Here is a 25,063-nt window from a genome sequence, read left to right as displayed (position 1 = left end):
TTGACCCGAACCGACTCAAATCCCACCAAGCGCCCATCGTCAAGGATGGGCGTGACGTAAGCGCTGACCCAATAGAAGTTGCCGTTCTTGCAGCGATTCTTCACCACCCCCATCCAGCTCTGTCCTGCTTTCAGGTACCCCCACATTGACTCGAACACTGCTGCTGGCATATCCGGGTGGCGCACCAGGTTGTGAGGACTACCGATCAGTTCGGCCTGGCTGAAACCGCTCACTGCGGCAAACTCCGCGTTGCAGTAAGTGATATGACTGTTTATATCAGTGGCAGATATGAGCCGCTGCTGGTCGGGAAAGGTCTGTTCAACAGAGGTGACCGGCAAATTGAGACGCACTTTAGAACTCCATAGACTGCCTGCGATCAACATTTACCGGCACCCGGCAATGGATTGATTAGCGATGTACTTTCCTGGCGGTACAACTCAATCGATAGGTTCGCCCTGATTGCAGCCGTACAGCGGTTTGCGCGGCAGTTGACCGTCAATTCAACGAAGATCAACTAAAATCAGATAAGGCGTCAGGTGGGGACGGCGGACGAAGCGTTGGCGGGATTTACGAGACGTTCGAGCCTCTGCCAAGCCCTCGGTTTAGGTGAACAAGGGAAATGCAATGATTTCTTGTTTCATAAACCTGCCTTCTGAAACTAGATCACCAAATACCTGTCCGAAGCGCCGATTCTACGAAATACATCACATTTTGCAAGGCAAGGTGATGAAAACTGGCGTTGTCTAATGCCAAGATTTATCGTTAAGTTCTTGATTCTAAATGGGAATTGAGCGATGCAAATTTCAAGTTTGGGTGCAGCCATCAAGCGCTATCGAAAGGTAGCGGGGCTTACTCAGGCTGAACTAGGTGAAAAAACCGGTTTTGACCCAAAAACCATCAGCCGCTTCGAAACCGGCACCTACACCCCCAGCGTTGAAGCTCTATTTCTGCTAGCCGAAGTACTGGGAGTGAAGCTGAAAGCCTTCTTCGCCGATCTGGGCGACGAAGAGGAACAGCGAGCTTATTTGTTCGGTGTCATTCACAAAGCCCCCCCGAAGGATCTGGGAAAGCTGATAGCAGCGGTAGACCAGGCCTTGTCCAAGCCTTGAACACCCGCAACAACCCCACCAGAAGAGGCAGGCTTATCACCCCTGATAAGTTGGCCTCTTTTTAATCCGCGACTCCTGACAGGAACTGACAGACCCAGCCCATAAGCTTGTGCCCACAGCACAACCCAAAGATCCCTGGAGCCGTCATGATCAACAACACCTACTTCCTGCTCTATGTAGACAGCCCGTCCCTCAGCGCGGAGTTCTACAGCCGCCTGCTGGACAAGCAGCCGGTGGAATCATCCCCCGCCTTCGCCCTGTTCATCCTTGATTCGGGGATCAAGCTCGGCCTCTGGTCCCGGCACACGGTTGAACCGAGCGCCCAGGCAACCGGTGGCGGCGGCGAGCTGGGCTGGGCCGTCGACAGCCGCGAAGCGGTGGATGAACTGCATCGACACTGGCAAGCCCTGGGCATGACCATCGCCCAACCTCCCACCCAAATGGACTTCGGCTACACCCTGCTCGCCCTTGATCCGGACGGACATCGCCTGCGCGCGCTCCATCTCACGGTCAACTGAGCTGCAACCCAGCAAAGGCGCTGATATCGGCGCCTTTCCAACCTCGACCTGAAAATTAATAGAAATGTCTCATTGAGCCCGCTGACGCTCATCGTTATTCTCCCCCGCCAATTTGTCACAATTTGTAAGGGAATACGATGAAGTACCTGCGCCTCCTCCTAGCGATGACCGTCCTCTGCACCACCCCATGGCTTGCCAGTGCCGCCACCCCGGCCGAGAGCAAAGATACCGAACCACAAACCGCCGAGCAGTTTCTCGCCACACTCTCCCCACGCCATGGCAACGTCAAATTACCCGGGGATATCGCCAGTCTCGACCTGAGTAACGAGTTCTATTACCTCAACCCCAAGGACACCGAGACGCTGCTCACCGAAGGTTGGGGCAACCCACCCGGCTTCAGTACCCTGGGCATGATCGTACCCAGCGCGGTCAGCCCACTGTCCGCCGAAGGCTGGGGGGTAATCATCAGCTACAAGAATGACGGCCACATTTCCGACGATGACGCCGCCAAAATCGACTACCAAGCGCTGCTCAAGCAGATGAAGGAAGAGGACAAGGAAGACAACAAACAGCGCAAGGAACAGGGCTACAGCGCCATCCACCTGGTGGGCTGGGCCGAACAACCCAGCTACGACGCACACACCCACAAAATGTACTGGGCCCGCGAGCTCAAGGCCGAAGGCGCCGAGAGCAACACGCTGAACTACAGCATTCGCGTGTTGGGGCGCGAGGGCGTACTGGAACTCAATGCAGTCGCGTCCATGGACGACCTGGACACCATCAAACGCGAGATCCCCAAAGTCCTGGCCTTCACCAACTTCACTGATGGCAACCGCTACGCCGACTACAACCCAAGCACCGACAAACTGGCTTCCTACGGCCTGGCCGCGCTGGTGGCCGGCGGCCTGGCCAGCAAGGCCGGCCTGTTCGCCAAGCTGGGAGTACTGCTGCTGGCCGGCAAGAAATTCATTGTCATCGGCGTACTCGCCCTCGCCGCATTCGCCGGCCGACTGTTCAAGAAAAAAGGCTGACGCCCTGTCGCGCCACCCTCAGAAGACGTAATCCAGGCCACTCCAGCCAGCAGCCTTAAGTGACCTTCATCGACGCGCCTGACGCTCTGCGCATTAGCGCGTCGATGAAGGGCGCCTTTTGCGCAAGATACTCGCCAACGCCCTCGCGATTGCGTGCTTCAAGCTCAAGCTTCAGGTTTTGGTATTGCTGACGCAGATCGCTGTCCTGGCGCAGCAGATCGCGAAAATTCAGCATGCGCTCGATCTGCTCATGACCCGAGACACAAACATGAACCTTGTGGGTGCGCACGCCATCGACATCACGACGATAAAAGTGATGCCCCAGGCCAAGATCGCTACCCCGGACATACCCCAAGCCTGCCATGAAGGCAGTGCGCGCCTCCTCATCCCGGTTCTGCGCCACTACGACCAAAAGATCAATCTCCGGCTTGGCCGCCAGACCGGGCACAGCGGTGCTGCCCACATGCTGAACATCCATGAGCTCGGAACCGAACCCCTTGGCTATACGCGCCTTCTCGGCCCTGAATGCCGCAGGCCACTGATTGTCATAGAGGGAAATCTTACTGGTTAGCGCCATGAGCACTCCTTGAAGCAAAGGCGATGGATGTTCCAGGAACCGAGCGCACAGTTTTGCCGGGACAGGGATTCACGAGCCAAAAACAAGGTGCACGAAAAAACACGCCAACAGGAATGCTGCGCGATCTTGAAGAATCTTGAGGAATTTGATGAATCTCGTCGAGGACCAACGAGAGGCGTTATGGAGGCAACCCCACCAGCCACACCCCGGCACACAATGTTCCCGCTGTGGCTGCTGCCTTCCGGCTCTGACCAGGTTCACGGGTAATCGTTGCGGGGGGACCGATGGGGTCACCATAACGACGCTCGCCTGTCGGCGAGCCGCGCCATTGTACCTATCTGAGTCGAACTTACAACCGCTACTTGCAGATTAAAAATCTGAGGGCGGTCAAGCACTTGGCTACTTTCCTTGGAACACCCCGCGATGCGGGGGGGGGCCGGAACCGGCCAAGGGTATCGGCGCCGTACCCTTTGCAAGACAAGCACGTGAGGCGCTGTGGAGTTTTCGCTTTGTTTTATAGGCCGCCACCAAGGGAATGCACCGGCAGCGCGGATGCGGCTGTGAACTCGGCAACTCTTGAACACCGAACGCCCACCCACCTGTGACGCGCGCAACCAATGCCATGAGAAAGCGCGCCCTCTTGCCGCACCTTCAGGTCTGGGCCGACAGCTCATCGGCCTTGCCAGCTTCGCCCTGGATCACCAAGTGAATGAACTGCAACTTGGCAATCACCGCTACAGGCAGGATGAAAGGATAGACCTCCGGCCTGCCCCATGTTCCGCGTCAGCTCGTTGAGCATGCCCGCCAGTTCGATCCAGGCGGCCTCATCGCCCCCCTCGCGGCTACCCGCAGCTGGCTCGCGGGCCAAAGGCTTCGCCTGCAAGCCAGCTCCTAGGGGTCAAGCCGAGACGGAGATGCCATGCTCGCTGAGGAAGGCGACGAAAGCGGCTTCGTCCAGAACCTTGAGTCCCAGCTCATTGGCCTTGGCCAGCTTGGAACCGGCACCCGGACCGGCGACGACACAGTGGGTTTTGGCTGACACGGACCCCGCCACCTTGGCCCCCAGGCTCTCCAATTTGTCCTTGGCCACGTCGCGACTCATCAACTCCAGAGAGCCGGTAAGCACCCAGGTCTTGCCAGCCAGCGGCAGGCCCTCGACCACTTTCTTTTCACTCTGCCAATGCATGCCGAATACCCTGAGCTGCTCTTCAATGGCCCGGGCCAATTGGGCGTTGGCCGGATTGTCAAAGAACTCGCGCACCGCCTTGGCGGGCTTCTCCGACAGGGTCTGGCGCATGTCCAGCCAGTCCGCCTCGATCACCCGCTGCAGGGAGCCGAACTTTTCCGCCAGCTTTTGTGCGGCACCGGGACCGACCGAGGGGATATTGAGCTTGTCGAGCATGCCGCCCAAGGTGGTACTGGCGGCGAACTCTGCGCCCAACTCGCCCTGATCCTGCAACTGCAGACCGCACTGATCAGTGGCCAGCAAGGCGCCGATCACTTGCTGGTTATGGCTGTCCTGGAAAAAGCTGTGGATCTCGTGGGCCACTTCCAGACCAACATCCGGCAGATAGGTCAATACTTGCGGCAACGCCTGCTGCACTCGCTGCAGACTGCCCAGTGAGCGCGCCAGGACCTTGGCGGTTTCTTCGCCTACATCGGGGATGCCCAGGGCGTAGATAAACCGCGCCAGGGCCGGACGCTTGCTGTCCTCAATGGCCTTGAGCAACTTGTTGCTGGAAACCTCGGCAAAACCTTCCAGATCGATGATCTGTTCGTATTTGAGCTGGTAGAGATCCGCCGGCGACGCAATAAGCTCCTCGTCCACCAGTTGCTCGATGGTCTTGTCGCCCAGACCTTCGATGTCCATGGCACGACGGGAAACGAAGTGAATGATCGCCTGCTTGAGCTGAGCAGCACAGGCCAGGCGGCCAACGCAACGGTACACCGCGCCTTCACTGATGGTTTCCCGGCCCTTGCTGCGCTTGACCAACTGAGTGCGCTCAACGTGAGAACCACAGACCGGGCAGCGCTCGGGAATCTGTACGGGGCGAGCGTTTTCCGGGCGGCGCTCAAGGATCACTTGCACCACTTGCGGAATCACGTCACCGGCACGGCGGATGATCACCGCGTCACCGATCATCAACCCCAGACGCGCCACTTCATCCATGTTGTGCAAGGTGGCGTTGGACACGGTGACGCCTGCCACCTTCACCGGCTTCAGACGTGCCACCGGCGTTACCGCCCCGGTGCGACCGACCTGGAACTCCACATCCAGCAGCTCGGTGAGCTCTTCCATGGCTGGGAATTTATGAGCGATGGCCCAACGCGGCTCCCGGGCACGGAAACCTAACTCACGCTGCGACGCAATGTTGTTGACCTTGAACACCACGCCGTCGATTTCGTACGGCAGCGCATTACGCCGCTCGCCGATCTCGCGGTAGTAATCCAGGCATTCATCGATACCCTTGGCCAAGCGCAATTCGCGACTGATGGGCATCCCCCATTGCTTGAGTTGCTCAAGGTTGCCAATGTGGGTGTCGGCAATATCCGCACTGACCTGACCCAGGCCATAGCAGCAAAACTCCAAAGGTCGACTGGCGGTGATCTTCGAGTCCAACTGACGCAGGCTGCCCGCCGCAGCGTTGCGTGGGTTGGCAAACGTCTTGCCGCCCGACTCCAGTTGCGCAGCGTTCAGGCGCTCGAAGCCTGCCTTGGACATGAATACTTCACCGCGCACCTCCAGCGTCGCCGGCCAGCCGCTGCCGTGCAGCTTGAGCGGGATATTGCGCACCGTGCGTACGTTGACACTGATGTCTTCGCCGGTGGTGCCATCGCCACGAGTGGCGCCGCGCACCAGCACACCGTCCTGATACAGCAAGCTGACCGCCAAACCATCAAGCTTGGGCTCACAGCTGTACTCCACCGCAGCGCCACCACCGAACAAGTCACCCACCGGCAGATCCAGCCCCTCATTGACCCGGCGATCGAACTCGCGCATGTCAACCTCTTCGAAGGCGTTGCCCAGGCTGAGCATGGGCACTTCGTGACGGACCTGAGTGAACGCCGAGAGTGCCGCGCTGCCCACGCGCTGGGTCGGGGAATCGCTGGTCACCAGCTCAGGATGCTCGGCCTCCAGCGCCTTGAGTTCGTGGTACAGCCGGTCGTACTCCACGTCCGGGATACTCGGCTCGTCGAGTACGTGATAGCGATAGTTGTGCTGCTCCAGCTCAGCGCGCAGCTCAAGAATGCGGGTTTCGGCGGCGGTCATGGGGTTCTCTCAAAAAGCAAAAGAGCAGCCTAGGCTGCTCGATATGAAGATTGGCACACAGGCTTGGCTAGCAAACCAGCGTCCCGAGAGGGCGCTGGCTGCGCGAGCCTAGCGCTTTTGGGTCAGGGCACGGCGTTCGAATTCGACGATACGCTGGCGATAGTGTTCGATGGTCTGAGCGGTCAGAACGCTGCGCTGATCATCCTTGAGCTCACCATTGAGCTCTTGAGACAACTTGCGTGCTGCCGCCACCATCACATCAAAAGCCTGCTTTGGATGGCGTGGACCAGGCAAACCGAGGAAGAAGCTCACCGCCGGCGTGCTGAAGTGGTCAATATCGTCCAGGTCGAATACGCCGGGCTTGACCGCGTTGGCCATGGAGAACAGCACTTCGCCGTTGCCGGCCATGCTTTCGTGGCGGTGGAAAATATCCATCTCGCCAAAACGCAGACCGCTTTCCAGGATGTTCTGCAACAGAGCCGGGCCCTTGAAGCCCGCTGCATCGCGACAGATCACGCTGATCACCAGCACTTCTTCGGCTTGCGCGGGCTCCTTGCCGCCATGACTGGAGGACTTGTCCTCGTCCGCCGGGAAATCATCGTCGCGGCTACTGAAGCTCGGACCGCCGTCCAGATCAAGATTCAGATTGAGGTCGCCCTGATGCGGCTCGCCACCACGCTTGCCGCGCTTGGACGAAAGATTTTCCCGAGGCTCACGAGCCGACATACTCACCGACGGTAAATCGTGCTCGTCCAGTTGCGGTTCTTTATGCGTATCCAGCACCCGGGGTGGCCCCAGCAGTTCGGCACTGCCTTCGTCGTCCGGCAGATTGGACAGACTTCGATCAAGACGGAATTTCAACTTGCCCTTACCGCCGCGCATACGCCGCCAGCCATCAAAAAGAATACCGGCGATAACAATGATGCCGATGACGATCAGCCACTCGCGCAGACCGATTTCCATGTAATCCCGTGCCTCTATAAAAAATGCTGAAAAATAAGGAGTTTACAATCTGCAAACCGCTTTAAAACGTGGCGCCAACTCTATGTTCTGAATGGCGTTTTGCCCACGCATAGAAAAAATTGACATTAAACTAGCACGACCAAAGGCAACTTTACACCGTCTGTCGTAACGGTTATGGCCAATCTATCGATTGGTCAGCTCAGTAAGGGGCAAATTCCCCGAATTGCCCCCAACAATCGCCTCAGCGGCCCGGACTCAAGCGTCCACCATCGCCATCGCCTCCTCAACATCCACGGCTACCAGGCGCGAACATCCAGGCTCGTGCATCGTCACGCCCATTAACTGATCAGCCATTTCCATGGCGATCTTGTTGTGGGTGATATAGATGAACTGCACCGTCTGCGACATCTCTTTAACCAGTCTTGCGTAGCGTCCAACGTTAGCGTCATCCAGCGGTGCGTCAACTTCATCGAGCATGCAGAACGGCGCCGGATTCAACTTGAAGATAGCGAATACCAAGGCCAACGCGGTCAGTGCCTTTTCACCACCCGAGAGCAAATGAATGGTGCTGTTCTTCTTGCCAGGAGGACGCGCCATGATCGTTACCCCTGTATCGAGTAAATCTTCGCCCGTCAGTTCCAAATAAGCGCTGCCACCACCGAAAACTTTTGGAAAGAGTGCCTGCAAACCGCCGTTGATCTGATCGAAGGTGTCCTTGAAGCGATTACGGGTTTCCTTGTCAATCTTGCGAATCACGTTCTCCAGGGTTTCCAGGGCTTCCACCAGGTCAGCGTCCTGGGCATCCAGATAGCGCTTGCGCTCGGACTGCTGCTGGTACTCGTCGATGGCGGCAAGGTTGATCGCACCCAAACGCTGAATTCTGGCGGCAATGCGCTCCAGCTCGTCTTCGGCGGCCTGCTCGCTGGCATCACCGGTCAAGGTCGCCAGCACGCCATCCAGATCATAGCCATCTGCCAGCAACTGCTCCTGCAGGGTCTTGCGACGCACGGTCAGAGCCTGCCATTCCATGCGCTGCTGCTCGAGCTGACCACGGATCAATTGAGATTGCTGCTCGGCCTGGTTACGGCGCTTCTCGGCATCGCGCAGTTCGCGATCGGCCTCTTCCAGGGCAATCTGCGCTGTCTTGAGTTCGACATCAACGGTCATGCGCTTTTCCAGCAGCTCTTCGAGCTTGAGGCGCAACTCTTCCAGCGGCGCCTCACCCTCCTCCAGGTTGAGGCTGAGCTGCTCACGCTTCTCGGTCAGGCGCTCGGACTGCAACGCCAAGCGTTCCAGAGCCTGACGAGTGGAATCGTGCTGAGCCTTGAGCGAGCCCATGCGCACCGCCAGTTGATGGGCGTGATCCTTGTGCTGGCGCGCCTCCTGGCGCACCCGATCAAGGCGCTCGCGCAGACTGTCGCGCTGGGCCAGCAGCAGCTCACGCTGTTCGGTGTCCAGAGCCATGCTGTCGAGGGCTTCCTGCAATTGCAGGCGCGCCTCACCAATTTGTTCATGCTCCAGCTCTCGCTGCTCGCCAAGTTCCACCAACTCTTCGTCAAGACGAGTACGGCGCAGATTCAACTGCTCGGCCTTGGCCTTGCCGGCGGACAGCTTGGCTTTCAACTCGCCTTGTTGACGGGCCTCATCCTGCAATAGCCGGCGCAGATGCTCGCGACCGTTCTCCTGCTGACGCTGCTGGGCCCGCAGGTTGAGCAACTGGCTTTCCAGGGCTTCGACACTGGCTTCGCGCTCATCACGTTCCACGGTCAGTTGCTGAATTTCCTGGCCGCGGGCCAGCACGCCGCTTTGCGCTTCGCTGGCGCGGCGCACCCGCAGAAAGTGCCGACCGACCCAGTATCCGTCGCGGCTGATCAGGCTTTGCCCCGCAGTCAACTGCCCCCGCAAGGCCAAAGCCTGCTCAAGGCTTTCCACCGGTTTGACCTGCCCCAGCCAGGGCGACAGATCAACCTGCGATTCAACTTTGTCCAACAGGCTGCCCGGCATACGCAAGGCGTCACCCTGCAGCGTCAAAAGGCGCAAGTCGCCCTGCTCGAACCCCGCCAGGTCGATGCCGGCAAAATCGTCCACCAATACCGCCTGCAGATCGGCGCCAAGCACGGTTTCCACCGCCAGCTCCCAGCCAGCCTCTACCTGCATGCCATCGGCCAGACGCGGGCGCTCAGCCAACTGTTGATCGCGCAACCATTGCGCGGCACCGGTTCCCGGGTCCAACGCGGCTTGCTGCAAGGCCTCCAAAGAAGCCAGCCGCCCATTGAGTCGCTGCAGCTCGCCCTGAGCCTGTTGCTGGGCCTGAGTAGCCTGTTGCAGTTGCTGGCGCAACTGCTCCAGACGCTCGACCTGGGACTCTTCGCTGGCCTGCAGGTCTTCCAGGGTCGCTTCGCTGGCGGCCAACTGCTCATTGAGTTCGAGGATCGCCGCGTCTTCCGGGTCAGCCAAGAGCTGCTCGCGCTCCTCCACCAGCCGCCGTTGACGCTCGAACAGACGCTCCATGCTGCCTTCCAACTGCTGAATCCGCGACTGCTGCACTTCCGACTGACGCCGGGGTTCGGCGGAACTGAGGTTGAAAGCATCCCACTGTTCCTGCCAGCCGTGCATGGTGGTTTCGGCTTCTTCCAGGGTTGCGGCGGCTTCTTCGGCGGCAGCGGCGGTCACTTCCTGCTCGGGCTCAAGCATCGCCAACTCTTCGCCCAGGGTCGCCAGCAACGTGCGGTCGTGGCCCAGGTGCGATTCGGTTTCCAGGCGCGCGCGCTCGGCTTCCTTGAGATCGTCCTGCAACTGCCGCAGGCGCTGCTGGCCATGCTGGATGCTCTGCTCGACCCGCGCGATGTCACCACCCACTGAATAGAAGCGCCCCTGCACCAGATTGAAGCGCTCGGACAGCTCATGGTGGCCATCGCGAAAGCGTTCGATGGCGGCGTCGGCATTACGCTGCTCGGCCACCAGGGCCTCGAAACTGACCTCCTGGCTGCCGATCACTGACTCACGCTGAGCCACCTGCTCATCCAATGCCTGCCAGCGCAAGGCCGACAGTTGCGCCTTGAGCTGACGCTCCTCGGCCTTGTATTCCTGATACTTCTCGGCAGCCTGGGCTTGACGGTGCAAACGCTCGAGCTGACGTTCCAGCTCTTCGCGCAGGTCGGTCAAGCGAGCGAGGTTCTCATGGGTGCGGCGGATGCGGCTTTCGGTTTCGCGCCGACGCTCCTTGTACTTGGAGATGCCCGCGGCTTCTTCGATGAAGTTGCGCAGGTCTTCGGGCTTGGCCTCGATCAGCTTGGAGATCATGCCCTGCTCGATGATCGAGTAGCTGCGCGGCCCCAGGCCGGTGCCAAGGAAGATGTCGGTGATGTCGCGACGGCGACACTTGGCGCCGTTGAGGAAGTAGCTGTTCTGGCTGTCGCGGGTCACCTTGCGGCGGATGGAAATCTCCGCATAGGCCGCGTACTCGCCCACCAGGGTGCCGTCGGAATTATCAAACACCAGTTCGATGCTGGCCTGGCTCACCGGCTTGCGACTGGTGGAACCGTTGAAGATGACGTCGGTCATCGACTCGCCACGCAGGTTTTTCGCCGAGCTTTCGCCCATCACCCAGCGCACGGCGTCGATGATGTTCGATTTGCCGCAACCATTGGGCCCGACCACCGCCGCCATGTTACTGGGGAAGGTCACCGTGGTCGGATCGACGAAGGACTTGAACCCCGCCAGCTTGATGCACTTGAGTCGCACGCTTACGCATCCGCCAACGCAGCTACCACCTGATCGATGCTGCGCTGGGCATAGGCCGTCAACACCTGGCGGATCTGCGCCAGATCACGGGCCAGCACCGCCGCCAGCAACTGCTCGAACAACTCCAGGTACTCACTCATCGACGCCTTGCGCTGATCCAGCGCCAGGTAATAAGCACGGCTCATGGCCGGTTGCAGGTTTTCGACGGTCTCCTGCAGGTACGGGTTATTGGCAAAAGGATAGGCCGCGCGCATGACGCTGAAACTGTCTTCGACGAAAGCGCGGACGTCCTGACGCTGGTAGGCACCCTCAAGACGCTGCTGGATCTGCAGGAACGGAGCCATGTCGCTCTGCTGTGTCCAACCGCTGGCTACCGAGTTGCCCAACAGGATGTACAGCTCGCTCATCAGTCTGCAGAGACTGCGAACCTTATGCTCGGTGAGCTCGGTAACGTGGGCGCCTCGCCGAGGCAGGATGGCGATCAAATGGCGCCGTTCAAGAATCAGCAACGCTTCGCGAACCGAACCACGGCTGACATTAAGGGCCAGGGTGACCTTCTGCTCCTGAATGCGCTCCCCAGGCTTGAGATCCCCGCGAATGATACGTTCGGCGAGGTGGTGAGCGATTTGCTCGGCGAGACTGTCCGGCGCCTTGAACGTCATGGTTTTCCTTCAAAATCTTTAATCGACACAAGCGGCGCAGTGTAGCGCAATTGATACCTTGTCGCGGAGTGCCCAGACAGCGGAATTTGCCACGAAACACGCAGATTGATCGCGATTCGAGCATTTCCCCACAGTCACCACCCAAGGTCGCGATCAGCGGGCAAGACCAGCGTGTTCAGCTGATATTCGCAGCCTGCGTGGCGACTGCGGCGATCGCGTTAATACTTGAAGTGTTACCCGCCAACATTTCCTGACCCAAAGGTCAGAAAATCATTGACCGAAAAGTCAGACATGACTAAATTCGGCCCACGTCGGTTAACAACAATAATGAGTCTGCGAGGCCTTCCGTGATCCAGTTTTTACTCAACCAGGAACTCCGTAGCGAGCACGCCCTGGACCCGAACCTGACTGTGCTCAACTACCTGCGCGATCACCTGGGCAAACCCGGCACCAAAGAAGGCTGCGCCAGCGGTGACTGCGGCGCCTGCACCGTGGTGGTCGGCGAGCTGCAGGTGGATGCACAGGGCAGCGAATCCATTCGCTATCGCAGCCTCAACTCGTGCCTGACATTCGTCTCGTCCCTGCACGGCAAGCAACTGATCAGCGTCGAAGGCCTCAAGCACCAGGGGCAACTGCACAGCGTGCAGCAGGCCATGGTCGAGTGCCACGGCTCACAATGCGGCTTTTGCACCCCAGGGTTCGTCATGTCGTTGTTCGCCCTGCAAAAGAACAGCAGTGAACCCGACGCCCACAAGGCCCATGAGGCCCTGGCCGGCAACCTGTGTCGCTGCACCGGCTACCGGCCAATTCTCGCCGCCGCCGAACAAGCCTGCTGCGGCCAGCCAAGCGATCAGTTCGACGCCCAGCAAACCGAGACCATTAAACGCCTCAAAGCCATCGCGCCCCAGGACACCGGCGAGCTTAACAGTGGCGACAAGCGCTGCCTGGTGCCGTTGACCGTAGCCGATCTGGCCGACCTCTACGACGCCTATCCACAAGCCCGGTTGCTGGCCGGCGGCACCGATCTGGCCCTGGAAGTGACCCAGTTCCACCGCACCCTGCCGGTGATGATCTACGTCGGCAACATTGCCGAAATGAAGCGCATCGAACGCTTCGACGATCGCCTGGAAATCGGCGCCGCCACCGCCCTCACCGACTGCTACGAGGCCCTGCGCGCCGAGTACCCGGACTTCGGCGAATTGCTGCAACGCTTCGCCTCGTTGCAGATCCGCAACCAGGGCACCCTGGGCGGCAACATCGGCAACGCCTCGCCCATCGGCGACTCGCCGCCGCTGCTGATTGCCCTCGGTGCGCAGATCGTTCTGTGCAAGGGCCAAGTGCGACGCACCCTGGCCCTGGAAGACTATTTCATCGACTACCGGGTCACCGCCCGCCAGGAAAGCGAGTTCATCGAGAAGATCATCGTGCCCCGGGCCAGCGCCGAGCGACTGTTCCGTGCCTACAAGGTGTCCAAGCGCCTGGACGATGATATTTCCGCGGTCTGCGCGGCCTTCAACCTGCGCATCGACAACGCCATGGTCAGCGCTGCGCGCATCGCCTTCGGCGGCATGGCGGCGATCCCGAAACGGGCCAAGCGCTGCGAGGCGGCGTTGATCGGCGCCCCTTGGAACCAGGCGACGATAGAACGTGCCTGCGCCGCATTGACGGAAGATTTCACCCCGCTTTCGGACTTTCGCGCGAGCAAGGAATACCGCCTGTTGAGCGCACAGAACCTGCTGCGCAAATACTTCATCGAACTGCACACACCGCACATCGAGACCCGGGTGACCGCTTATGTCTAATCATCACAAGGTCGAGAAGACCCAAGCCGAACTGACTGCCCTGTTTCACCAGGACCTGAGCACCGGCGTCGGCCGCAGCGTCAAGCACGACAGCGCCGACAAGCACGTATCCGGTGAAGCCGTGTACATCGATGACCGCCTAGAATTCCCCAATCAACTGCACGTCTACGCAAGGCAGTCGGACCGGGCCCACGCCAAGATCATCAGCATAGACACTGGTCCCTGCTACGCCTTCGAAGGCGTGCGCATCGCCATTACCCATGAAGACATTCCCGGCCTCAAGGACATCGGCCCGCTGCTGCCCGGCGACCCGCTACTGGCCATCGACACCGTGCAGTTCGTCGGTCAGCCGGTGCTGGCGGTAGCCGCCCATAACCTGGACACCGCGCGCAAGGCGGCCATGGCCGCGATCATCGAATACGAGGACCTGGAGCCGGTGCTGGATGTGGTCGAAGCCCTGCGCAAGCGCCACTTCGTGCTGGACAGCCACACCCATCAACGCGGCGATTCGGCCGGCGCCCTGGCCAGCGCCGAACACCGCATCCAGGGCACCCTGCATATCGGTGGCCAGGAACATTTCTACCTGGAAACCCAGATTTCCTCGGTAATGCCCACCGAAGACGGCGGCATGCTCGTCTACTGCTCGACCCAGAACCCCACCGAAGTACAGAAGCTGGTGGCGGAAGTGCTCGACGTGTCGATGAACAAGATCGTGGTCGACATGCGGCGCATGGGCGGCGGTTTCGGCGGCAAGGAAACCCAGGCCGCCAGCCCCGCCTGCCTGTGCGCAGTGATCGCCCGCCTCACCGGCCAACCGACCAAGATGCGTCTGCCACGGGTCGAAGACATGCTCATGACCGGCAAGCGCCACCCCTTCTACATCGAATACGACGTGGGCTTCGACAACAACGGGCGCCTGCACGGCATCCAGCTGGAACTGGCGGGCAACTGCGGCTGCTCACCTGACCTCTCGGCGTCCATCGTCGACCGGGCGATGTTTCACGCCGACAACGCCTACTACCTGGGCGACGCCACCATCAACGGCCATCGCTGCAAGACCAACACCGCGTCGAACACCGCCTACCGCGGCTTCGGCGGCCCGCAAGGCATGGTCGCCATCGAGGAGGTGATGGACGCCATTGCCCGCCACCTGCACCTGGACCCGCTGGCGGTGCGCAAGGCCAACTACTACGGCAAGACCGAGCGTAACGTCACCCACTACTACCAGACCGTCGAGCACAACATGCTCGAAGAGATGACCGCCGAACTGGAAGCCAGCAGCCAGTATGCCGAGCGTCGCGAAGCCATCCGCCGGTACAACGCCAACAGCCCGATCCTGAAAAAGGGCCTGGCACTGACCCCGGTGAAGTTCGGCATCTCCTTCACCGCCAGCTTCCTCAACCAGGCCGGCGCGCTGATTCACGTCTACACCGACGGCAGCATCCACCTGAACCACGGCGGCACGGAAATGGGCCAGGGTCTGAACGTCAAGGTGGCGCAAGTGGTGGCCGAGGTGTTCCAAGTGGACATCGGGCGAGTACAGATCACCGCCACCAACACCGACAAGGTGCCCAACACCTCCCCCACCGCCGCTTCCAGTGGCGCCGACCTCAACGGCAAGGCCGCGCAGAATGCCGCGCAGACCATCAAGAACCGCCTGGTGGAGTTCGCCGCGCGCGCATACCAGGTCAGCGAGGAAGACGTGGAGTTCCACAACGGCCATGTGCGGGTTCGTGACCACATCCTGAGCTTCGAAGAGCTGATCCAGCAGGCCTATTTTGCCCAGGTGTCGCTGTCCAGCACCGGCTTCTACAAGACCCCGAAAATCTACTACGACCGCGCCCAGGCCCGAGGTCGGCCGTTCTACTACTACGCCTTCGGCGCTGCCTGTGCCGAAGTGATAGTCGATACCCTGACCGGCGAGTACAAAATGCTGCGCACCGACATCCTGCATGACGTCGGCGCCTCGCTGAACCCGGCCATCGACATCGGCCAGGTAGAAGGCGGCTACATCCAGGGCATGGGCTGGCTGACCAGCGAAGAGTTGGTGTGGAACGCCAAGGGCAAACTGATGACCAACGGACCGGCCAGCTACAAGATCCCAGCCGTGGCCGACATGCCTGCGGACCTGCGAGTCAAGCTGGTGGAAAACCGCAAGAACCCGGAAGACACGGTGTTCCACTCCAAGGCCGTGGGCGAACCGCCGTTCATGCTCGGCATCGCCGCCTGGTGCGCGATCAAGGACGCGGTGGCCAGCCTTGGCGGCTACCGTCACCAGCCACAGATCGACGCCCCGGCGACACCGGAGCGGGTGTTGTGGGGTTGCGAGCAAATGCGCCAGTTACAGGCAAACAAACGAGTTGAACCTGCAGCCGAGCCGACTCAGCCCTGATAGCGAGGCACGATCTTCGCGGGCACGCCCACTCCTGCATGACTCATGATGAACCTGCGGGAGTGAAGCGCCCAGCCAAGGGCCGTAACAGACAACCAAGATGTCGAGGTGAACATGTACAACTGGATCAGCGCCCTCGCCGACCTGCAAATACAAGGTGAGCCCTGCGTGCTGGTGACCATCATCGAAGAGCTCGGCTCAACGCCGCGCAACGCAGGCTCGAAAATGGTGGTCAGCGCCAGCCAGTCGTTCGACACCATCGGCGGCGGCCACCTGGAATACAAGGCCATGCAAATCGCCCGGGAAATGCTCGCCGCGGGCAAGCAGGCCACCCACCTGGAGCGCTTCAGCCTCGGTGCCAGCCTCGGCCAATGCTGTGGCGGCGCCACGGTGCTGCTGTTCGAACCCATGGGCCAGGTGCAGGCACAGATCGCTGTGTTCGGCGCAGGTCACGTCGGTCGCGCCCTGGTGCCGCTCCTGGCCAGCCTGCCCTGTCGGGTGCGCTGGATCGACTCCCGCGACCAGGAGTTCCCGGAACACATCCCCCAGGGCGTACACAAGATCGTCAGCGAAGAGCCGGTGGACGAAATCGACCACCTGCCTCCTGGCAGCTATTGCATTGTCATGACCCATAATCACCAGCTGGACCTGGAGCTGACTGCCGCCCTGCTCAAGCGCAACGACTTTGCCTATTTCGGCCTGATCGGCTCGAAGACCAAGCGGGTCAAGTTCGAACATCGCCTGCGCGACCGCGGCTTCGACGCCTCCACCGTGCAGCGCATGCGTTGCCCGATGGGCCTGGACGACGTCAAAGGCAAGCTGCCCGTGGAAATCGCCATCTCCATCGCCGGTGAGATCATCGCCACCTATAACGCCCATTTCGGCCAGCCCAGTGCCAGCGCCGAACCCATTGCCAAGCTGCTGCCCATCTCGCGCCGCAGCCACGCCTCGAACTAAAAAAGCCACACATTGAGAACGACCATGCCTTTGACTCGCAAAGCCTACCGTGCCGCCATCCTGCACAGCATCGCCGACCCGGCCGAAGTCGGCATCGAAGCCTCCTACGAGTACTTCGAGGATGGCTTGCTGGTGGTCGAGGACGGCCGGATCAGCGCCCTCGGCCACGCCAGCGAACTGCTGGCCAAGCTGCCCGCCCAGGTGCAGATCGAGCACTATCCGGATGCCCTGATCACTCCCGGCTTCATCGACACCCATATCCACCTGCCCCAGACCGGGATGGTCGGCGCCTACGGCGAACAGTTGCTGGACTGGCTGAACACCTACACCTTCCCTTGCGAAAGCCAGTTCGCCGACCAGGCCCATGCAGACAAAGTGGCCGACATCTTCATCAAGGAACTGCTGCGCAACGGCACCACCACTGCCCTGGTATTCGGTAGCGTGCACCCGCAATCGGTGAACGCGTTCTTCGCCGCCGCCGAGAAACTCGACCTGCGGATGATCGCCGGCAAGGTGATGATGGATCGCAACGCCCCGGACTACCTGACCGACACCGCTAAGTCCAGCTATCAGGACAGCAAGGCACTGATCGAGCGCTGGCACGGTAAAGGCCGCCTGCACTACGCCGTGACCCCGCGCTTCGCTCCGACCAGTACCCCGGAGCAACTGACCCTGGCCGGCCAGTTGCTGACCGAGTACCCCGACCTCTACATGCAGACCCACATCAGTGAAAACCTGCAGGAAATCGAATGGGTCAAGGCGCTGTTCCCGGAGCGCAAGGGCTACCTAGACGTCTACGACCACTACCAGTTGCTGGGCGAACGCTCGGTGTTCGCCCACGGTGTGCACCTGTGCGACGACGAGTGCGCGCGCCTGGCGCAGACTGGCTCGGCCGTGGCCTTCTGCCCGACCTCGAACCTGTTCCTTGGCAGCGGCCTGTTCAACCTGCCCATGGCGGAAAAGCACAAACTCAATGTCGGCCTGGGCACCGACATCGGTGCCGGTACCAGCTTTTCTCTGCTCAATACCCTGAACGAGGCCTACAAGGTCATGCAATTGCAGGGCGCACGCTTGAGCCCCTTCAAGTCGCTGTACCTGGCCACCCTGGGTGGCGCCCGGGCCCTGCGCCTGGAGGACAAGATCGGCACCCTGCACCCGGGCACCGACGCCGACTTTGTGGTTCTCGACTACCACGCCACACCGCTGCTCAGCTACCGCCTGAAGCAGGCCAATGACATCGCCGAAACCCTGTTCGTCCTGATGACCCTGGGGGATGACCGCACCGTACTGCAGACCTACGCCGCCGGCCAGCCAGTGCACCAGCGCTAACCCGGCAAATAAAAATCCCCCGCTGGCGAGAACCGGACGGGGGATTTTTTGTGCCTGACGCACCCAGCATCGAATGAAGGCTAGAACGTCACTTCCATGTTCAAGGTCGGCGCCGTGGTCCGCGTACCACGGCCACCGTCGACCCCGAATTTGTTGTGCCAGTACTCATAGCCGACCCCCAGATACAGGTTGGGTTTGACCCGTTTGCCCGGTAGCACGGCCACCATCAGCGACGTTCGCACCAGGGTTTCCGCGGCGGTGTCACGGTTGTTGTAGTCGTGGCCCTTTTCCCCGGTGTAGTTGATGAAGCCCTGGAACTTGGCGGCGTGGTTACCGACCTCGAAGGGTCGCATCCAGGCCAGGTTGAGCAGGTAGGTATCGTCGAACGTGTGGTTCGGATCCTTGGCCCCGGGAATGCCGGAGTGGTTGTTTTCCTTGTAGTACAACAGGCTCAGGTCGAGTACCCCGACGCTGTTGAACTTCAAGGTTGGCCCGAACACCACGGCGCGTTTTTTCGCCGATGCCAGGTTGTTGTTGCGACTGGCGTCAAAGCCCAGGGTCAGTGCGTAGTCCTTGACCAGCCCGGTGCCCAGGGGCGTATCGAATACCCGCGAGGCGAAGAGCTGATGACGATAGACGCCGTAGACTTCGCTGCCGCCCTTATGGGTACCCTTACGCGGGTCGTCGCTGTCAGAGAGCAGCACATCCAGGTGCAGGTAATTGCTGCCGTACTGGTAACCACTGGCGTGAGTGAAACTGTAGATGCGCTTGCTGATGTAATGCGGGTTGTTCGGGTTGGTGAACTCCTTGCCGTACCGAAAGCCGACGCTGTTGTTCATCCACTCCAGGGCGGACGCTTGCCCCGCGCCGATCAAGCTCATCAGCAGGGTTGCGCCTTGTAGTGCCTTTCTCATTTTTATTATGTCCTGTGGCGGTGTAGCGTTAGGCAGCTTCGCTGGCTGCCGACCGCACGCAGTATCGGCACAAGCGCCACAGGGCCCAAAGAACAGAATATCGACCAGCGCGCTGCCAAAATGGCAACAGCCTCGCCAGCCAGGTACTCAGGGCAGCGGCTGGCCGAAGGCGCGCTCGGCCCGCTCCCGAATGGCAATCTCCTCACTGAGCAGATGCGCCAGCGCCTCCACGGCGCTGGGCAAATCGCGCCCGCTGCGGGCATAGAGCCCCAGGTCGCTATAGATGCCACCTTGATCGCTGAGGGGAATATGCACCAACTCGCCCTTGCTCAGGTCCGACTCGATCCCAACCCGGGTCTGGAACGCCACCCCCATGCTGTGCCGGGCCATCTGCCGCGCCAGTTCCATGGAGTTGCTTTGCAATGCTGGCTTGTCCAGCAATCCCAGGCGCTTGTGCAACGGCGCCAGCAAATGATGAATTGACAGTTCACTTTTCGCCAGAATCAGCCCGTGCTCGGCACAGGTGGCGAAATTGACACTGCCGCGCTCAGCCAGCGGATGCTCGGGGCTGACCAGCGCGCCCAAACGGAAATGCCCGACGCTCAGTTGGCGAATCTCCGGCGCCCTGGGCAGGGCAAACGCCAGCCCCAGATCGGCACGGCTATTGATCAACGCCTGAGGAATCGATGGCGAGCCCTGCACCGTGACGCCAATGGTCACCTGTGGGTAGTGATCGCGCATGCGTTTGAGCACCACCGGCAACAGGTCCACGGTGGCCCCCTCGACCGTAGCGATCTCCACATGCCCACTCTTCAGGCCTGGCAGGGCATCCAGTTCCAGGCGCACCCGCTCCAAATCCTGCAACACCAGACTGACGTGGCGACTGAACACCTCCCCAGCCAGGGTCAAGCGCAACCCGCCGGGCAGGCGCTCGAACAGCGGAGTACCGAGTTCATCCTCAATCTTCAGAATCTGCCGATTCACCGCCGAGGAGGCGACATTCAGGCGCCGCGCGGCTGCGCGGATCGAATGACAGCGCCGGACCATATCGAAGTAGTGGATCGCGGAGGAATGGATGCGGAGGGTTCTGCCTGTCATGCCGTGGGTTCCTTGCGCAGGGCGAGAGGCTTGTCCCTGACGGAGACCCCGGTCGAGCGCCCTTGAAGCAGGCACTGTATACAATTTCCAGTAAAAACATCAACAATCCATCAGACCGAAATGCAAACGGCCACACACAAAAAATCCCCCGCTGCGCGCACTTCACGCAGCGAGGGATTTCTGGGCTGGCCAGCTTACAGTTTGACTGTCGGTCGCCCCGGCTTCTTGGTCTGCAGCAAGTGCGAGAACACCGCGTGCAGATCATCCGAAGCACTTTCCTCGTCGAGATTGAGCTTGCTGTCGATGTGATCCATGTGATGCATCATCAGGTTCACCGCCAGCTCGCCATCCCGGGCTTCGATGGCGTCGATCAGTTGAGTGTGTTCATCGTAGGAACAATGGGAGCGGTTGCCACTTTCATACTGGGCGATGATCAGCGAGGTTTGAGACACCAGACTGCGCTGAAAGCTGATCAGCGGTGCATTCTTCGCCGCCTCGGCCAACTTCAGGTGGAACTCCCCGGACAGGCGGATGCCGGCGCCACGATCCCCCCGGGAAAAGCTGTCGCGCTCCTCGTTGACCATCTGCCGCAATTCCAGCAGTTGCTCGGCGGTGGCATGCTGCACCGCCAGCTCAGTGATGGCCCGCTCCACCAGGCGCCGGGCGAGAAATACCTGCCGGGCTTCCTCGACACTCGGGCTGGCCACTACCGCTCCACGATTGGGCCGCAGCAGCACCACGCCCTCGTGGGCCAGGCGTGACAGGGCGCGACGGATGATGGTCCGACTGACTCCGAATATTTCTCCCAACGCCTCCTCGCTCAACTTGGTGCCGGGCGCCAGGCGCTGCTCGAGGATGGCCTCAAAGATGTGCGCGTAGACAATATCGTCCTGGGTTCCGCTGCGACCGGCTTTGCCTGCTCGCGGCTGTTTCTTGAGAGGTTGCAACTGTTCGTTCATGGGCACTCGGGTCGGGAGGACTGCGGCAATTTCGGCGTGACTTTAATACGTCAAGGTAGGTCGCTGGCAAGTATCGCGTTAAAACAGGGACGCATTGTACACAACCCCAGGGATCATTAATAAAAAGTGTTGATGCCCTTCTACTGCTACAGCGACTGTACGGCTATTTGTAGTCACCGCTGTATAGCAATGCAAAGTTACTTTTAAGTTTAGGCTTGAATCCCTTGCCCAGCCGAGGTTTCGAACACATTTTGAGCCATGCGCGCCGAATGGGCAGTGTTATGCCGATCTAGAACAAGGAATAGCAGTAATGTCCGATGCCACCCCCGCACAGTTACGCCCCATCGCGGACACTTCCCCCTCAGCCATAGTGGCCGGCTTCATCGCCATGATGACCGGCTATACCAGCTCCCTGGTGCTGATGTTCCAGGCCGGACAAGCTGCCGGCCTGAGCAGCGGCCAGATCTCATCTTGGATCTGGGCCATTTCCATCGGCATGGCGGTGTGCAGCATCGGCCTGTCCCTGCGCTATCGCACCCCGATCACCATCGCCTGGTCGACTCCTGGGGCGGCGCTGCTGATCACCAGCCTGTCGGGAGTAACCTACGGCGAAGCGATTGGCGCCTACATCACTTGCGCGGTGCTGGTGACTATTTGCGGACTCACCGGCAGCTTCGAGCGCCTGGTGAAGAAGATTCCAGCATCCTTGGCAGCCGCCTTGCTGGCGGGGATCCTGTTCAAGATTGGCAGTGAAATTTTCGTCGCCGCGCAGCACCGCAGCGGGTTGGTCCTGGGCATGTTTTTCACCTATCTGGTGGTCAAGCGGCTATCGCCACGTTATGCGGTGCTCGCGGCGCTGCTGATCGGCACCGCCCTGTCGGGATTGATGGGGCTCTTGGACTTCAGCCACTTCCACCTGGAAGTGGCAACGCCGATATGGACCACGCCACACTTCTCCCTCGCCGCCACCATCAGCATCGGCATCCCGCTGTTCGTGGTCGCCATGACGTCGCAGAACATGCCAGGGATTGCCGTACTGCGGGCCGATGGCTACAACGTCCCGGCCTCGCCGTTGATCTCCGCGACGGGCCTGGCGTCCCTGGTCCTGGCGCCATTCGGCTCCCATGGCATCAACCTGGCCGCCATCAGCGCGGCGATCTGCACTGGCCCACACGCCCATGAAGATCACAGCAAACGCTACACCGCGGCAGTTTGGTGCGGGGTGTTCTACGGTGTCGCCGGGATCTTCGGGGCCACCCTGGCGGCGCTGTTCGCCGCCTTGCCCAAGGAGTTGGTGCTGTCCATCGCGGCGCTGGCGCTGTTCGGTTCGATCATCAATGGCTTGAGCATCGCCATGAGCGAAGTGAAGGAGCGAGAAGCCGCGCTGATCACTTTTATGGTGACCGCTTCAGGGCTGACGCTGTTCTCCATCGGCTCGGCATTCTGGGGAATTGTGGCGGGGGTGGTGACCTTGATGATTCTCAATTGGCGCAGTGCTTGAACAACTGCGCAGACCGCCGCCCCTACAACCACCACAAGTAACCGGCCTGCCGGTGAAATGACGCCCACGACAAAACCCGGGACACGCCCGAGGCAGATAACAATACAAAGGGGAAAACGACAGATTGCCCTGTGGGCAACAATGCATGAGCGACCCGGGCGGGCCGCTCATGCATGACATCACGCGACGGTGTTGATCGCGTTGTCCGGGTACCAAACGTCCAGCAGCGGGCTGACTTCAACGGTGGTCAGCTCGGGACGAGCCTTGAGCCAGGCTTCAACGGTAGCGCGCTGCTCTTCGCTCACGGAACCGCGCTTGCTCAGGCAAACCAGACCGAAGTCATCGCCGCCTACATAGCCCAGGCCGTTGGCTTCCATCGCTTCTTTGAGGAATGCGTCGAGGAAAGCGTCAATAGCTTCGTCAGCCAGACCTTCTTTGAAATCCAGGTTCAGCTCAAAACCCAGCTCCTGAAATTCATCCACGCAGAGTTTTTTGCGCAGACGGCGGGAACGGTTAGTGGCCATGGAACAATCCTCATAAGTAATAACGGGCGGCACTTTACCAGTTTAGTCAGGCGATTGCCTGACTCTATGAGGATCGCGGCCCGCCATTGGTAAAAAAATACCGCACCGGCCGCCCGCGGCACGGCACAAGCCGCTATACCTTGGGGCATAATGCCGACACTTTCAGGATTACTGAGGGATTTTATCTACATGCCCTCGCCTTTATTCCCCTCGACTGCAGGGTTGCATTTCATATGATCAAATCGTTGCGTCCTCTATTGCTTGCCAGTGTTTTTCTCCCCCTGGCACTCCCAACCTCCGCGGCACCGGTCAACACCACCCTGACTCCCAAGGTTCAACAAGCCCTCAAGGCCAACAAACTCCAGCACAACGCACTCTCGCTGGTGATGATTCCCCTGAACAGCCCGGGCACCCCGACGATTTTCAACGCGGATGTGTCGGTCAATCCGGCGTCCACCATGAAACTGGTGACCACCTACGCGGCCCTGGAAATGCTCGGCCCGACCTACCAGTGGAAGACCGAGTTCTACACCGATGGCACCCTCAGCGGTGGCATCCTCAACGGCAATCTCTACCTCAAGGGCGGGGGTGATCCCAAGCTGAATATGGAGAAACTCTGGCTGTTGATGCGCGATCTGCGCGCCAATGGCGTGCAACAAGTCACCGGCGATCTGGTGCTGGACCGCAACTTCTTCGTGCCACCGCAACTGCCGGAATTCAACGATGACGGCAACGATAAAAACAAGCCCTTCCTGGTCAAGCCGGATTCGCTGATGGTCAACCTCAAGGCCCTGCGTTTTGTCGCCCGCAATGACTCAGGCCGCGTCCTGGTATCGGTGGAACCGCCGATTGCCAAGATTCGCATCGACAATCAGCTCAAAGCCCTCAATACCAAGCAATGCACCGGTGATGTGCGCTACAACCCGGTCACCCAGGCCGACGGCAGCGTGATCGTCACAGTCGGCGGTCAGTTGGGCGACGGTTGCAGCTCCCAGACCTACCTGTCGCTGCTGGATCACGCCACCTATACCGCCGGCGCAGTACGGGCGATCTGGAAGGAGCTTGGGGGTAGCATTCAAGGCCGCGATCGCTCGGCGCAGGTGCCCAAAGACGCCAAAGTGCTGGCCCGGGCCTTTTCACCGGACTTGGCGGAAATCATCCGCGACATCAATAAATACAGTAACAACACCATGGCCCAGCAGCTCTTCCTGAGCCTGGGCGCCAAGTACCGCAATGAAACGGATGGCGACGACGCCAAGGCGGCCCAACGCGTAGTGCGTCAATGGTTGGCAAAAAAAGGCATCACCTCACCGCATCTGGTGATGGAGAACGGTTCGGGCCTGTCCCGGGCCGAACGGGTCAGTGCCCGGGAACTGGCTGGCCTGCTGCAAGCGGCCTGGAAAAGCCCCTATGCCGCGGAATTCATCAGCTCGATGCCGATTGCCGGCATGGACGGCACCATGCGCAAGCGCCTCAAGCGCACAGCCCTGTCCGGCGAGGCGCATATCAAGACCGGCACCCTGAATACCGTCCGCGCCATTGCCGGCTACAGCCGCGATGACAACGGCAACACCTGGGCGGTGGTGGCCATTCTCAACGACCCTCGTCCGTTTGGCGCATCATCGGTACTGGATCAAGTCCTGCTGGATCTGTATCGCCAACCCAAACAGGGCAACAGGGCGTCTGCGCTGTAACCCCAATCCGACGGCGGC

At 60.3% G+C, this 25,063-nt stretch carries 18 protein-coding genes, 1 other RNA gene and 2 pseudogenes; 9 read left to right on the top strand and 12 right to left on the bottom strand.

Features of this window, described 5'->3' with window-relative positions:
• Nucleotides 1–68: 68 nt before the first annotated feature.
• Nucleotides 69–383: pseudogene (locus PLD_RS31305) on the bottom strand (PAS domain-containing protein); the annotation flags it as partial.
• 411 nt (nucleotides 384–794) lie between these two features.
• On the opposite strand from PLD_RS31305, the gene PLD_RS24760 reads away from it, so the two are divergent.
• The 3 genes from PLD_RS24760 (at nucleotide 795) to PLD_RS24750 (ending at nucleotide 2,658) form a co-directional block, all read left to right on the top strand.
• On the top strand, nucleotides 795–1,109 hold the full coding sequence (locus tag PLD_RS24760; RefSeq protein WP_159897345.1) for a helix-turn-helix domain-containing protein: 315 nt from the start codon (nucleotides 795–797) through the stop codon (nucleotides 1,107–1,109).
• A 146-nt stretch (nucleotides 1,110–1,255) separates the two neighbouring features.
• Nucleotides 1,256–1,627, top strand: a complete 372-nt coding sequence (locus tag PLD_RS24755; protein ID WP_159897344.1) for a VOC family protein — start codon at nucleotides 1,256–1,258, stop codon at nucleotides 1,625–1,627.
• A gap of 137 nt (nucleotides 1,628–1,764) precedes the next feature.
• Entirely contained in the window at nucleotides 1,765–2,658 is an 894-nt protein-coding gene (locus tag PLD_RS24750; protein ID WP_159897343.1) for a DUF2167 domain-containing protein, read from the top strand.
• 55 nt (nucleotides 2,659–2,713) lie between these two features.
• On the opposite strand, the gene PLD_RS24745 is transcribed toward PLD_RS24750, so the two are convergent.
• From PLD_RS24745 to PLD_RS24720, 7 genes and pseudogenes are all read right to left on the bottom strand, one after another.
• Complete coding sequence (locus PLD_RS24745) at nucleotides 2,714–3,235, bottom strand: GrpB family protein (protein ID WP_159897342.1); 522 nt, start codon at nucleotides 3,233–3,235, stop codon at nucleotides 2,714–2,716.
• Nucleotides 3,236–3,425: 190 nt separating this feature from the next.
• An RNA gene (gene ffs / locus PLD_RS24740) (signal recognition particle sRNA small type) lies at nucleotides 3,426–3,522 on the bottom strand.
• Between the two features lie 364 nt (nucleotides 3,523–3,886).
• A pseudogene (locus PLD_RS30495) lies at nucleotides 3,887–4,055 on the bottom strand (putative zinc-binding metallopeptidase); the annotation flags it as partial.
• Between the two features lie 78 nt (nucleotides 4,056–4,133).
• Nucleotides 4,134–6,506, bottom strand: a complete 2,373-nt coding sequence (ligA, locus tag PLD_RS24735; protein ID WP_159897341.1) for an NAD-dependent DNA ligase LigA — start codon at nucleotides 6,504–6,506, stop codon at nucleotides 4,134–4,136.
• Between the two features lie 108 nt (nucleotides 6,507–6,614).
• Nucleotides 6,615–7,469 (bottom strand): cell division protein ZipA, encoded by an 855-nt coding sequence (gene zipA / locus PLD_RS24730; RefSeq protein WP_159897340.1) that lies wholly within the window; start codon nucleotides 7,467–7,469, stop codon nucleotides 6,615–6,617.
• A gap of 255 nt (nucleotides 7,470–7,724) precedes the next feature.
• Nucleotides 7,725–11,213, bottom strand: a complete 3,489-nt coding sequence (gene smc, locus PLD_RS24725) for a chromosome segregation protein SMC (protein WP_159897339.1) — start codon at nucleotides 11,211–11,213, stop codon at nucleotides 7,725–7,727.
• A gap of 2 nt (nucleotides 11,214–11,215) precedes the next feature.
• On the bottom strand, nucleotides 11,216–11,875 hold the full coding sequence (locus tag PLD_RS24720; protein WP_159897338.1) for a GntR family transcriptional regulator: 660 nt from the start codon (nucleotides 11,873–11,875) through the stop codon (nucleotides 11,216–11,218).
• 347 nt (nucleotides 11,876–12,222) lie between these two features.
• Here PLD_RS24720 and xdhA point away from each other — a divergent pair, with 347 nt between their 5' ends.
• From xdhA to guaD, 4 genes are all read left to right on the top strand, one after another.
• Complete coding sequence (gene xdhA, locus PLD_RS24715; RefSeq protein WP_159897337.1) at nucleotides 12,223–13,677, top strand: xanthine dehydrogenase small subunit; 1,455 nt, start codon at nucleotides 12,223–12,225, stop codon at nucleotides 13,675–13,677.
• Entirely contained in the window at nucleotides 13,670–16,069 is a 2,400-nt protein-coding gene (gene xdhB / locus PLD_RS24710) for a xanthine dehydrogenase molybdopterin binding subunit (protein ID WP_159897336.1), read from the top strand. Before xdhA ends, xdhB begins: the two co-directional genes overlap by 8 nt.
• 114 nt (nucleotides 16,070–16,183) lie before the next feature.
• Nucleotides 16,184–17,026 carry a xanthine dehydrogenase accessory protein XdhC gene (xdhC, locus tag PLD_RS24705; protein ID WP_159897335.1) on the top strand — a complete coding sequence of 281 codons (843 nt, stop codon included), beginning with the start codon at nucleotides 16,184–16,186 and terminating at the stop codon, nucleotides 17,024–17,026.
• A gap of 24 nt (nucleotides 17,027–17,050) precedes the next feature.
• Entirely contained in the window at nucleotides 17,051–18,355 is a 1,305-nt protein-coding gene (guaD, locus tag PLD_RS24700) for a guanine deaminase (protein ID WP_159897334.1), read from the top strand.
• A gap of 80 nt (nucleotides 18,356–18,435) precedes the next feature.
• Here guaD and PLD_RS24695 read toward each other — a convergent pair whose 3' ends face one another.
• The 3 genes from PLD_RS24695 to PLD_RS24685 all read right to left on the bottom strand — a co-directional run bounded on the left by PLD_RS24695 (nucleotide 18,436) and on the right by PLD_RS24685 (nucleotide 21,326).
• Complete coding sequence (locus tag PLD_RS24695) at nucleotides 18,436–19,269, bottom strand: nucleoside-binding protein (RefSeq protein ID WP_159897333.1); 834 nt, start codon at nucleotides 19,267–19,269, stop codon at nucleotides 18,436–18,438.
• Nucleotides 19,270–19,416: 147 nt separating this feature from the next.
• Nucleotides 19,417–20,367, bottom strand: coding sequence for a LysR family transcriptional regulator (locus tag PLD_RS24690; RefSeq protein WP_159897332.1), 951 nt, complete (start codon nucleotides 20,365–20,367; stop codon nucleotides 19,417–19,419).
• A 194-nt stretch (nucleotides 20,368–20,561) separates the two neighbouring features.
• The gene (locus tag PLD_RS24685; RefSeq protein ID WP_159897331.1) at nucleotides 20,562–21,326 is read right to left on the bottom strand and encodes a GntR family transcriptional regulator; all 765 of its coding nucleotides are present in this window, start codon (nucleotides 21,324–21,326) and stop codon (nucleotides 20,562–20,564) included.
• A 310-nt stretch (nucleotides 21,327–21,636) separates the two neighbouring features.
• Here PLD_RS24685 and PLD_RS24680 point away from each other — a divergent pair, with 310 nt between their 5' ends.
• A complete protein-coding gene (locus PLD_RS24680) occupies nucleotides 21,637–22,827 on the top strand; it encodes a benzoate/H(+) symporter BenE family transporter (protein ID WP_159897330.1) in 1,191 nt (396 codons plus the stop codon).
• Nucleotides 22,828–23,006: 179 nt separating this feature from the next.
• Here PLD_RS24680 and PLD_RS24675 read toward each other — a convergent pair whose 3' ends face one another.
• Complete coding sequence (locus tag PLD_RS24675; RefSeq protein ID WP_159897329.1) at nucleotides 23,007–23,351, bottom strand: YggL family protein; 345 nt, start codon at nucleotides 23,349–23,351, stop codon at nucleotides 23,007–23,009.
• Nucleotides 23,352–23,584: 233 nt separating this feature from the next.
• On the opposite strand from PLD_RS24675, the gene dacB reads away from it, so the two are divergent.
• The gene (dacB, locus tag PLD_RS24670; RefSeq protein WP_159897328.1) at nucleotides 23,585–25,045 is read left to right on the top strand and encodes a D-alanyl-D-alanine carboxypeptidase/D-alanyl-D-alanine-endopeptidase; all 1,461 of its coding nucleotides are present in this window, start codon (nucleotides 23,585–23,587) and stop codon (nucleotides 25,043–25,045) included.
• Nucleotides 25,046–25,063 lie beyond the last annotated feature (18 nt).

The organism is Pseudomonas sp. LD120, assembly GCF_009861525.1.
Taxonomy (GTDB): Bacteria; Pseudomonadota; Gammaproteobacteria; order Pseudomonadales; family Pseudomonadaceae; genus Aquipseudomonas.
This window is presented reverse-complemented; position numbering and strand designations above follow the sequence as displayed.

Excerpts from the sequence above, each read along its gene's own strand:
- PLD_RS24760 (WP_159897345.1), top strand. The coding sequence starts at position 795 with ATGCAAATTTCAAGTTTGGGTGCAGCCATCAAGCGCTATCGAAAGGTA.
- PLD_RS24755 (WP_159897344.1), top strand. The coding sequence starts at position 1,256 with ATGATCAACAACACCTACTTCCTGCTCTATGTAGACAGCCCGTCCCTC.
- PLD_RS24750 (WP_159897343.1), top strand. The coding sequence starts at position 1,765 with ATGAAGTACCTGCGCCTCCTCCTAGCGATGACCGTCCTCTGCACCACC.
- PLD_RS24745 (WP_159897342.1), bottom strand. The coding sequence starts at position 3,235 with ATGGCGCTAACCAGTAAGATTTCCCTCTATGACAATCAGTGGCCTGCG.
- ligA (WP_159897341.1), bottom strand. The coding sequence starts at position 6,506 with ATGACCGCCGCCGAAACCCGCATTCTTGAGCTGCGCGCTGAGCTGGAG.
- zipA (WP_159897340.1), bottom strand. The coding sequence starts at position 7,469 with ATGGAAATCGGTCTGCGCGAGTGGCTGATCGTCATCGGCATCATTGTT.
- PLD_RS24720 (WP_159897338.1), bottom strand. The coding sequence starts at position 11,875 with ATGACGTTCAAGGCGCCGGACAGTCTCGCCGAGCAAATCGCTCACCAC.
- xdhB (WP_159897336.1), top strand. The coding sequence starts at position 13,670 with ATGTCTAATCATCACAAGGTCGAGAAGACCCAAGCCGAACTGACTGCC.
- xdhC (WP_159897335.1), top strand. The coding sequence starts at position 16,184 with ATGTACAACTGGATCAGCGCCCTCGCCGACCTGCAAATACAAGGTGAG.
- guaD (WP_159897334.1), top strand. The coding sequence starts at position 17,051 with ATGCCTTTGACTCGCAAAGCCTACCGTGCCGCCATCCTGCACAGCATC.
- PLD_RS24695 (WP_159897333.1), bottom strand. The coding sequence starts at position 19,269 with ATGAGAAAGGCACTACAAGGCGCAACCCTGCTGATGAGCTTGATCGGC.
- PLD_RS24690 (WP_159897332.1), bottom strand. The coding sequence starts at position 20,367 with ATGACAGGCAGAACCCTCCGCATCCATTCCTCCGCGATCCACTACTTC.
- PLD_RS24685 (WP_159897331.1), bottom strand. The coding sequence starts at position 21,326 with ATGAACGAACAGTTGCAACCTCTCAAGAAACAGCCGCGAGCAGGCAAA.
- PLD_RS24680 (WP_159897330.1), top strand. The coding sequence starts at position 21,637 with ATGTCCGATGCCACCCCCGCACAGTTACGCCCCATCGCGGACACTTCC.
- PLD_RS24675 (WP_159897329.1), bottom strand. The coding sequence starts at position 23,351 with ATGGCCACTAACCGTTCCCGCCGTCTGCGCAAAAAACTCTGCGTGGAT.
- dacB (WP_159897328.1), top strand. The coding sequence starts at position 23,585 with ATGATCAAATCGTTGCGTCCTCTATTGCTTGCCAGTGTTTTTCTCCCC.